Here is a 9,773-nt window from a genome sequence, read left to right as displayed (position 1 = left end):
GGCTCCAGCATAGCGGGTTGGATGGAGCAGACCATCCCATTAGGGCTGCTCACAGCAAGACGCGCCAGACCTATGGCGCTGCGCGTTTACAAGCTGAGTTGGCCGCCGAAGGATTTTACGCTGGACGGGACCGGATTGGGCGATTGCGCCGCGAAATGGGGTTGTCTTGCAAACAAAAGCGCAAATTCAAGACGACAACCCATTCTGCTCATTCCCTGCCTGTGGCGGAGAATCTCCTTGGTCAGGTCTTTGCGCCGACGAAGCCCAACGAAGTCTGGACCGGTGATATCACCTATATCGCCACCGACGAAGGCTGGCTTTATCTGGCTGGTCTCAAGGATGTGTTTACCTGTGAGATAGTGGGTTATGCGATGGAAGAACGAATGACCACCGGGTTGGTCAGTCAGGCGGTGTTTCGGGCTGTGCAGCAGAAGAGGCCGCCCGTTGGGCTGAGCCAGCGCAGCAGTTGCTGGCCCACTTGCGGGTTGGTGAGTAGGGCCATATGGCTGGTGCGATAGACAATCAGGGTATGGGCAGGAAGAAAAGCCAGCTGATGGCGCGCTTCGTTGTGCTGACCGAGGGCGCTACGAAGGGGCACCAGTCCATCGCCAATCAGCCGGTCGGCCAGCAGGCTGCGCTTGGCGGCAGTGGTCGCGGCGATGGCATAACAGTTGACGCCACAGGGCAAGGGGAGTGGCGTGCGAGGATCCTGTGAGGGGACGGCGGGATCCGGCCGTGCAACGGTATCGCTCACCTTGCCGTGGCGCAGATCCCTGATGCCTGCACTGCGCAGCCGCGCCAGCCTGACGAAGGGTTCGCTGTATGCGGTGGCGGGCAGCAACTGCTCCAGCCAGTGACCGGCGTGTTCGAGCGGCGCGCCGTGGTGTGGTGTGCCGAGAAATATCAGGTTGGCAAGGTGCGCAGGCCAGGTGAGCCCGGCCACGCCGGCATGGTGGCGGGCGCTGCGGGCAACCAGTCCCCCCATGCTGTAGCCCATTATCGTTATCTCTTTGAGCTCTCCCGGCCAGTGGGCGAGCAACTGCTCCAGCAGCAGGGCCAGCGCCTGTCCGTTTTGTGCGATGGGCAGGCCCGAGTTGTAGCGCAGGTAAAGAGGCTGATAGCCAAGCACGTTGGCAAGTTGCTCTCCGTGATTGACCGGCTTGCCTTGATGCTCGGTCTGCCACTGCAGATCGTTCATGCAGAGGCCATGGATCATCAGCAGCACCCGTCCCTCGCGGGGTAGATCCTCCGGCATCGCTTGCCAATCGAGGGGCTTGCCCTGATAGCGCAGGGTCATGGGGGTGGCGAGAGCATTGTGGTGCTCGACCAGCTTGTCCCCCAACACGCCGTTGAGTGTGGCGATCAGGGCCGCACGTTTCGGGGTCTCGGGGATCTGGTGGGGCGGCGGAGTGGCTGGCAGGCGGCTGAGCAGTTGGTTGATGCCGCTGCTTAGGTTGTTGGCGGCGCCATGTACCCCCTTGTAGACCAGCCCGGTGATCCCGGTTGTCTTCCCCTCATCCCGCCCCTTGAGACCCATACCGCTTAGCACCGCCTGATGTACTGCTTCGGTGATCTCTACCGCGGCGGGCAGCGCCAGAGTCAGCAGGTGCGCCAGCTCGCGGATATCTGAAAGATGCCAGGAAGAGGATGGCGAGGGGTCTGTGGCGTCGGTCATGGCAAGCCCTTGTGAAAGCGGGTGTCGCGTTGTCGTGCCGCGAAGAGCGCAGCGTATCTCAATATCAAACCAGCTTGCGCCCTTTGTAGCGGGTTTACCAGTACGGGCCATGCATGGCGGGGCTGATAAGAACCGCTTGCGAAGCCGGTCACGGTAATGACAGGGAAAATCACCTCTACTTCGTCATATGAAGCTACATGGAGAGGTGAGGATGTCGCTGTTTGATGAGATGCGGGTACAGGATTTGTGTGCACGGTTGCTCGATAGCCAGAACGAGAAGGGCTGCTCCCTTGAGAGTCGGCATGGCCGCGAGTTGAAGGAGTTGCTGCAGGCTGTGGGCGGAGTCGAGTCAGTTGGGCGCAGTTCCCGTCATATATTGACCGACGCGGGGCGGACTCTTCTGACCGGACAACTGGCACGGGCTGCGCCCCCCGAACCGGACAAGGGGGAGCAGCTGCAACGTCTGGGAGTGAGTTTGCCTGCACGGCTCAATCAGGCCTGCTTTTATGCCCTCTGGCATGGGGACAGCAAGCATTCGCGATCAGCATCCCTCGCCGCGCCACAGCTTGCGGACTTGTCGCTCACGCAGGATGAGGTGATCCGCATCCGTACCCTCGAACCGCTCTCAATGGTCGATCTGCACGGTCAGCAGCACGATATGACGGCAATAATGGCGCTGCTGGGGGAGTTGGCGTTGCCGGAGCGGGTTTTGGGCACGCTGGCTGCCATCGGCTGGCAAGGGGAGCGGGTCATTACGGTGGAGAACAAGGGTGCCTTTGTCGACTACCCGCTGCAACCCGGGCAACTGCTGCTCTTTGCCCCCGGTCGCAATACTACCCTGGCCAAACAGCTTGTCCCGCTGCTGCCTGCGGGCGTGCAGTGGGCCCATTTTGGCGATCTCGATCAACGGGGTATCGATATTGCCATCGAGCTGGCGCGCGAGCTAAATCGACCGGCCATGCTCTGGCTTCCCTGTGAGCTGCAACCTTATCTGGAGCACTATGCCCGCCCTGTTCGCACATTTGCGACGGACAGTGGCAAGGTGCCCTGGCGTGTGACGACGCAGACTGATCAGGTCGATGGTCATGGCGCGTTGGCAGGCGTTCCCTGGCTCGATAAACTGATCACAGACGGGACTTGGCTGGAGCAGGAGGTATTGATTCTGGCCCCTCACTGGCGGAGCTGGTCATTGGACGCGATGGGCAATCAGGGGTGAAACGGGGTGCCCGCGCTCCCCGTCATTTCGTGGTCAGCTGCTTACTTGGCGTTGATGGGCCCCTTGGTGCCGGCATCATTATCGACCCAGCCGTCTTCACCCTTGATGCGGCGATCACCCTGAATGGTGTAGATGACCATGCCATCCTTGAACACCAGCGCGCCATCGGATTTCTTGGCATTGACCTTCTTGTCGTTGACCCACACCTGATCCTTGCCATCGATGCGGATATTGGCCACGGTGGCGCCGGTTTGGGGGAAGGTGGCGATCCAGTTGCCCGCATAGGGGCTGGCGCTGGTTGCCGCGGCCGGAGCATTGCCAACACTGGCAGCCGCGTTCTCAGCCTTGGTTTTGTTGATATCGCAGCCATTGAGCTCGCTCACCTGAGTGCAGCCCGAGTGCTCCAGCTTCTGCTCATAGCTCAGATTCAGACCGCCCTTCGCGGCCGGGGCGGCCGTGCCAAATCCCGCCTTGGCATTTTCCGCTTTGGTTTTGTGAATGTCACAGCCCTGCGCCTCGGTAACCTGGGTACAACCGGATCGCTCCAGTTGCTCGGCATATTTGGCACTGATGGCGTGGGCTGGGGCTATACCGAGCAGGGTCAGGGTGATGAGCAGAGCAGCATTCCTGGACATAGATAATCCCTCAAAGATGTAAGTCATGCAGGTTCATCCGCGCAGTTGCGGTCATGAACGTCGGCCTCTCCTGAGCATCCGAGACAGATGCGCAGCTGGCGTATTCACGTTAGCACCTTGGGCCAACCGCGCCCAGCAATGTGGCCGGAAGATAAGGAGAGAGGTGATACGGGAGTGCAGGGGAGGCGAGATAGCAGCAGTGTCAACGCTGGAGAGATCATTCCAAGAGAAAAGGTACTGCGGGCATTATCATAATGATAACGACAGCCCCACTGATATCATTTCAGCCCCTGAAACTGACCTTTGATGATAATTCTCACCGATGCCGAGATATCGCCTCTGATTATTATCACCCGGCTATTTTATCGCTTGGCCACCCTATCCATCCTTTTATGGAATAAACCGCTGAAATAGCCACTGATTTTGTGGGTGGCATCACACACTTTCGTCATTTATTAATATCTTCCTGCATTTTATTGGTTTGGCACGGTTATTGATTGCCTCATATCGACGCTAACCGACGCGCTCACCCACAACCGGGATGCTGGTGACATCGTGAGTGAAAGGGGAGCTATCCATATCTCATCCAATGATTGGGGCGAACGATGAAAGCAGTTAACGAATTAATCAAAGAGATCAGAGCACTCAAATCCAACTTGCATGAAAAAGATTTTCTGCTGACCTGGGAGCAAACGCCTCAGGAGCTGGAGCTGGTATTGAAACTGGCCGAATCACTCAAGACCCTGCGCGCCGAAAATATCTGCACCAAACTGTTTAACAGCGGGCTCGGTATCTCGGTTTTCCGCGATAACTCCACCCGAACCCGCTTCTCTTACGCCTCTGCCCTGAACCTGCTCGGTCTGGCCCAGCAGGATCTGGACGAGGGCAAATCCCAGATCGCCCACGGCGAAACCGTCCGTGAAACCGCCAACATGATCTCCTTCTGTGCCGATGCCATCGGGATCCGTGACGACATGTTCCTCGGTGCCGGCAACGCCTATATGCGCGAAGTGGGCGCCGCACTGGATGAAGGGTTCGAGAAGGGGGTACTGCCCCAGCGTCCGGCGCTGGTCAACCTGCAGTGCGACATTGATCACCCGACTCAGTCCATGGCTGATCTCGCCTGGTTACAGGAGCACTTCGGCAGTCTGGAGAGCCTCAAGGGCAAAAAGATTGCGATGACCTGGGCCTACTCCCCGAGCTACGGCAAGCCGCTCTCCGTGCCCCAGGGCATCATCGGCTTGATGACCCGTTTCGGTATGGACGTGACCCTGGCCCACCCGGAGGGGTATGACCTGATCCCGGATGTGATCGAAGTGGCCAAGGAGAATGCCAAGGCATCCGGTGGCAGCTTCCGCCAGGTCACCTCCATGGAAGAGGCGTTCAAGGATGCGGATATCGTCTATCCCAAGTCCTGGGCCCCCTACAAGGTGATGGAGCAGCGCACCGAGTTGCTGCGTGCCAATGACCACGCCGGCCTCAAGGAGCTGGAGAAACACTGCCTTGAGCAGAACGCCAAGCACAAGGATTGGCACTGCACCGAGGAGATGATGAAGCTCACCAAGGGGGGCGAGGCGCTCTATATGCACTGCCTGCCCGCCGATATTTCCGGTGTCTCCTGCAAGGAAGGGGAAGTAACCGAAGGGGTATTCGAGAAATACCGTATCGCCACTTACAAAGAGGCGAGCTGGAAGCCCTATATTATCGCCGCCATGATCATGGCCCGTAAATTCTCCGCCCCGGCAGAAACCCTGGAAAATCTGATTAAAGAGGCGCAAAAGCGGGTGAAATAAATAACGGCAGGGCAGGGTGAATATTCATCCTGCCCACGCTGTCGAACCCATTATTTCGAGTTTTCTCCCCGTGGCATCTGAATATCGGATTTCCCGGTGAGATGGCTCCCGACCCCATAATCTGGATGAGGTACGCATGTCCCAATTTTCTCTGAAGATGGATATTGCCGATAACCGTTTTTTTACCGGTGATCCATCTCCCCTGTTTTCTCGCGCCGAAGCACAAAAGGCCCGTGCCTTTCATAAGAAACTGGCCGGTTATGAACCGACTCCCCTGTGCGACCTGAAAGATCTGGCCGCCTATATCGGGGTAAAAAATATTCTGGTCAAGGATGAGTCAAAACGCTTTGGCCTCAATGCCTTCAAGATGCTGGGTGGCGTCTATGCCATTGCCAACCTGCTCTGTGAAAAATACGGGGTGGCCGTCGAGGATTTCTCCTTCGATCTCATCAAGCGCACCATCAAGGAGCCGATGACCTTCGCCACCACCACAGATGGCAACCACGGTCGTGGCGTCGCCTGGGCCGCCAAGCAGGTGGGTCAGCATGCGGTGGTCTACATGCCCAAGGGCTCGGCCCGGGAGCGGGTGGACCACATTCTCAATCTCGGTGCCGAGTGCATCGTCACCGACATGAACTACGACGACACCGTGCGCCTGACCATGAAGATGGCCGAAGAGCGCGGTTGGCACATCGTTCAGGACACCGCCTGGGAGGGCTACACCAAGATCCCGACCTGGATCATGCAGGGTTACTCCACCCTGGCCGACGAAGCGGTCGAGCAGATGCAGGATATGGGCATCAAGCAGCCGACCCACGTGCTGCTGCAGGCCGGGGTAGGGGCGCTGGCGGGCGGAGTGCTCGGTTATCTGGTGGACTGCTTCGGGGCGAAAAACCTGCACAGCATCGTGGTCGAGCCGGATCAGGCCGACTGCATCTACCGCTCCGGCGTGGCGGGGGAGATGGTCAACGTGGGGGGCGATATGCGCACCATCATGGCCGGTCTCGCCTGCGGCGAACCCAATCCGCTTGGCTGGCCGCTGCTCAGGGGCTGCACCACCCAGTTCATCTCCTGTCACGACAAGGTGTCGGCATTGGGCATGAGAGTGCTCGGCAACCCTCTTGGCAATGACCCCCGCATCATCTCCGGTGAGTCCGGCTCGGTCGGTACCGGCGTGCTGGCGGCGGTGCGTCACCACCCGGATCGCGCGGCACTGATGGAACGTCTGGGGCTGGATAGCAACTCGGTCGTGCTCATCATCAACACCGAAGGGGACACCGATGTGACCCACTATCGGGAAGTGGTGTGGGAAGGCAAGCATCCTGCCTGCGACTAACTCTCCCGCCAGAGCAGAGACACGAATTGAAGCATTGATCGCGCCTCGTCAACGTGGCGCGGTAACGGGCACAGGGCGCTGCCGATGAACAGGCCGCGCACTCTCAGTTGTTATGGAGAATCACGATGAGCAAGCAAATTCCGTTTGAAATGGTGTTGGAGAAGGCCTACCAGTACAAGGCCGAAATGAGTCAGTTCCTGCGCGACATGATCGCCATCCCGAGCGAGAGCTGCGATGAAGAGCGCGTGGTGCTGCGCATCAAGCAGGAGATGGAGAAGGTTGGTTTCGACAAGGTTGAGATCGACCCCATGGGCAACGTGCTGGGTTATATTGGCCACGGCCCACACCTGATCGCCATGGATGCCCACATCGATACCGTGGGTGTCGGCAACCGCGCCAACTGGACCTTCGACCCCTATGAGGGGATGGAAGATCACGAGATCATCGGCGGTCGCGGCGCATCTGACCAAGAAGGCGGCATGGCCTCCATGGTTTATGCGGGCAAGATCATCAAGGATCTGGGACTGGAAGATCAGTACACCCTGCTGGTAACCGGTACTGTGCAGGAGGAGGATTGCGATGGCCTCTGCTGGCAGTACATCATCGAGCAGAGCAAGATCCGCCCCGAGTTTGTGGTCAGTACCGAACCGACCGACTGCCAGATCTACCGTGGCCAGCGTGGCCGCATGGAGATCCGTGTGGAAGTGCAGGGGGTGAGCTGCCACGGCTCTGCGCCGGAGCGCGGTGACAACGCCATCTTCAAGATGGGCCCCATCCTCGGCGAGCTGCAGGAGCTGAGCCACAACCTAGGCAACGACGACTTCCTCGGCAAGGGCACCCTGACCGTCTCAGAGATCTTCTTCACTTCGCCAAGCCGCTGCGCCGTGGCAGACAGCTGCGCCGTCTCCATCGACCGTCGTCTCACCTGGGGCGAGACCTGGCAAGGTGCGCTCGACGAGATCCGTGCCCTGCCTGCGGTGCAAGCCGCCGGTGCCGAGGTCTCCATGTATCAGTACGACCGTCCGGCCTACACCGGTCTGGTCTACCCGACCGAGTGTTACTTCCCGACCTGGAAGGTGGAAGAGGATCACATCACCGTCAAAACCCTCTCCAAGGCTTATCGCGAGCTGTTCAACAAGGAGCCGGTGGTAGACAAGTGGACCTTCTCGACCAACGGGGTCTCCATCATGGGTCGCCACGGCATTCCGGTCATCGGTTTTGGCCCGGGTAAAGAGCCGGAGGCCCACGCACCGAACGAGAAGACCTGGAAAGAGCATCTGGTCAAGTGCGCCGCCATGTACGCCGTGATCCCCGTGCTCTATCTGGCCGAGCTGGACAAGTAAGGGGTCTGCCGGGTGGTGACTGCCATCGCCGCACGGCTGTTGCAAGTGCCCCGTCTCCATTGAGGCGGGGCCTTGCTGTTTGAAGGCAAAAAGCATTCGAGGTGGTGGGGATGAAACGGCTGATCAAAAACGGTGTGCTGGTCGATGCACAGGGTGAATATCGTCAGGATCTGCTGATCGAGAACGGGGTGATCCGCGCGCGCGCCGCCGCTATCCAGCCCGATAGCGAAACCGAGGTGATCGATGCCAGCGGCGGCTATGTAATGCCGGGTGGCATCGACGTCCACACCCACTTCAACATCGATGTGGGGATTGCCCGCAGTTGCGATGACTTTTTCAGCGGTACCCGTGCCGCCGCCTGTGGTGGCACCACCACCATCATCGACCACATGGGATTTGGCCCGGCGCGGTGCAATCTGCATCACCAGCTGGCCCGCTATCACGACTACGCCGCCGATCAGGCGGTGATCGACTACAGCTTTCACGGCGTGATCCAGCATGTGGATGACGCCATCCTCGACGAGATGGCCGCCATGGTGCAGGAGGAGGGGATCAGCAGCTTCAAGCTCTACCTCACCTACCAGTACAAGCTGGGGGACCATGACGTGCTGCGCGCCCTGGCCCGCCTCAAGGAGGTGGGGGCGCTTGCTACCGTCCATCCCGAAAATGACGCCGCCATCGCGGCGCGCCGTGCGGCACTGCTCGCCGCTGGCCATCATGAGCCCTGGTATCACCCGCAAAGCCGTCCGTTGGAGTGCGAGGCGGAGGCGATCGCCCGGATGATCAATCTGGCGGGGCTCGCGGGCAATGCCCCGCTCTATATCGTCCACCTCTCCAACGGACTGGGGCTGGAGTATCTGAAATTGGCGCGCCGTCAGGGCCAGCCAGTCTGGGTGGAGACCTGCCCGCAATATCTGCTTTTGGATGATTCCTGCTACTACCGGGAGAACGGAGTCGACTATCTGCTCAGCCCGCCGCTGCGCTCACGCCGCGAGCAGGACAAGCTGTGGGTCGGCATCGCAGCTGGCGACATCGACACGGTGGCGACTGATCACTGCAACTTCTCCCACGCCCAGCGCATGACCCTGTCAGGCGGCGATTTCAGCCGCTGCCCCAACGGTTTGCCGGGCGTCGAGAACCGGATGCTGCTGCTGTTTGCCCACGGGGTGCTCGGGGGGCGAATCTCGCCATCCCGCTTCGTGGCCCTCACCAGCGCCAATCCGGCGCGCCTGTTTGGCCTCTGGCCGCGCAAGGGCAACCTGCAACCGGGATCTGACGCCGATCTGGTGATCATGGATCCCCGTGGCGAGACACAAATCCACCACGCCGCCCTGCACGACAATGGCGACTACAGCCCCTACGAGGGGATGCATTGTCCCGGCCAGATCAGGATGACCCTCAGTCGCGGCGAGATAGTCGCTCGCGATGGCGAGTTTCTAGGGCGGCGTGGTCATGGCCAGTTTTTGGCCAGAGCGCCCTTTGATCCGCTGCTGGGAGCCACGGCCCAAGAACAACAATCAGCACAGTGATAGACAGAACAACCGAGCCGGTATGACACCGGCCCACCCTTATCATCGGAGAGCACAAGATGAAACAGCGTATCGTACTGGCCCTGGGGGGCAACGCTCTGGGCAACAACCTGCCCGAGCAGATGAAGGCGGTGCAGAGCACGGCGCACACCATCGCCGACCTGATCGCCCAGGGGCACGAGGTGGTGGTCACCCACGGCAACGGGCCGCAGGTGGGGATGATCCAGCAGGCGTTCGAAGTGGCGG

8 protein-coding genes and 1 pseudogene are annotated in these 9,773 nt (G+C 59.9%); 7 read left to right on the top strand and 2 right to left on the bottom strand.

Annotation, left to right across the window (positions count from 1 at the left end):
- Positions 1 to 464 (top strand): annotated as a pseudogene (locus tag L972_RS21125) (IS3 family transposase); the annotation flags it as partial.
- Here the strand turns inward: L972_RS21125 and L972_RS18665 are convergent.
- Complete coding sequence (locus L972_RS18665; protein WP_052200096.1) at positions 404 to 1,675, bottom strand: lipase family alpha/beta hydrolase; 1,272 nt, start codon at positions 1,673 to 1,675, stop codon at positions 404 to 406. The pseudogene L972_RS21125 and the gene L972_RS18665 overlap by 61 nt on opposite strands.
- Before the next feature lie 211 nt (positions 1,676 to 1,886).
- Here L972_RS18665 and L972_RS18660 point away from each other — a divergent pair, with 211 nt between their 5' ends.
- Positions 1,887 to 2,891 (top strand): Wadjet anti-phage system protein JetD domain-containing protein, encoded by a 1,005-nt coding sequence (locus tag L972_RS18660; protein ID WP_047440218.1) that lies wholly within the window; start codon positions 1,887 to 1,889, stop codon positions 2,889 to 2,891.
- Positions 2,892 to 2,932: 41 nt separating this feature from the next.
- On the opposite strand, the gene L972_RS18655 is transcribed toward L972_RS18660, so the two are convergent.
- On the bottom strand, positions 2,933 to 3,526 hold the full coding sequence (locus L972_RS18655) for a hypothetical protein (protein WP_047440217.1): 594 nt from the start codon (positions 3,524 to 3,526) through the stop codon (positions 2,933 to 2,935).
- Positions 3,527 to 4,131: 605 nt separating this feature from the next.
- Between L972_RS18655 and ygeW the strand changes: the two genes are divergently transcribed.
- The 5 genes from ygeW to L972_RS18630 all read left to right on the top strand — a co-directional run.
- The gene (ygeW, locus tag L972_RS18650) at positions 4,132 to 5,319 is read left to right on the top strand and encodes a knotted carbamoyltransferase YgeW (protein ID WP_005336811.1); all 1,188 of its coding nucleotides are present in this window, start codon (positions 4,132 to 4,134) and stop codon (positions 5,317 to 5,319) included.
- 136 nt (positions 5,320 to 5,455) lie between these two features.
- A complete protein-coding gene (gene dpaL, locus L972_RS18645; protein ID WP_047440216.1) occupies positions 5,456 to 6,655 on the top strand; it encodes a diaminopropionate ammonia-lyase in 1,200 nt (399 codons plus the stop codon).
- A 125-nt stretch (positions 6,656 to 6,780) separates the two neighbouring features.
- Positions 6,781 to 7,998 carry a YgeY family selenium metabolism-linked hydrolase gene (locus L972_RS18640; RefSeq protein WP_047440214.1) on the top strand — a complete coding sequence of 406 codons (1,218 nt, stop codon included), beginning with the start codon at positions 6,781 to 6,783 and terminating at the stop codon, positions 7,996 to 7,998.
- 110 nt (positions 7,999 to 8,108) lie between these two features.
- Positions 8,109 to 9,527: a dihydropyrimidinase gene (hydA, locus tag L972_RS18635; protein WP_047440212.1), complete on the top strand. Its 1,419-nt coding sequence runs from the start codon at positions 8,109 to 8,111 to the stop codon at positions 9,525 to 9,527.
- Between the two features lie 59 nt (positions 9,528 to 9,586).
- Positions 9,587 to 9,773 (top strand): amino acid kinase family protein (locus L972_RS18630; protein ID WP_047440210.1); only part of this gene is annotated, 187 nt, incomplete at its 3' end.

The sequence above is a fragment of the Aeromonas sp. ZOR0001 genome, from assembly GCF_000801015.1.
GTDB lineage: Bacteria > Pseudomonadota > Gammaproteobacteria > Enterobacterales > Aeromonadaceae > Aeromonas > Aeromonas veronii.
This window is presented reverse-complemented; position numbering and strand designations above follow the sequence as displayed.

What these genes read in the sequence shown, in the direction of transcription:
- L972_RS18665 (WP_052200096.1), bottom strand. Translation starts at nt 1,675, where the DNA reads ATGACCGACGCCACAGACCCCTCGCCATCCTCTTCCTGGCATCTTTCA.
- L972_RS18660 (WP_047440218.1), top strand. Translation starts at nt 1,887, where the DNA reads ATGTCGCTGTTTGATGAGATGCGGGTACAGGATTTGTGTGCACGGTTG.
- L972_RS18655 (WP_047440217.1), bottom strand. Translation starts at nt 3,526, where the DNA reads ATGTCCAGGAATGCTGCTCTGCTCATCACCCTGACCCTGCTCGGTATA.
- ygeW (WP_005336811.1), top strand. Translation starts at nt 4,132, where the DNA reads ATGAAAGCAGTTAACGAATTAATCAAAGAGATCAGAGCACTCAAATCC.
- dpaL (WP_047440216.1), top strand. Translation starts at nt 5,456, where the DNA reads ATGTCCCAATTTTCTCTGAAGATGGATATTGCCGATAACCGTTTTTTT.
- L972_RS18640 (WP_047440214.1), top strand. Translation starts at nt 6,781, where the DNA reads ATGAGCAAGCAAATTCCGTTTGAAATGGTGTTGGAGAAGGCCTACCAG.
- hydA (WP_047440212.1), top strand. Translation starts at nt 8,109, where the DNA reads ATGAAACGGCTGATCAAAAACGGTGTGCTGGTCGATGCACAGGGTGAA.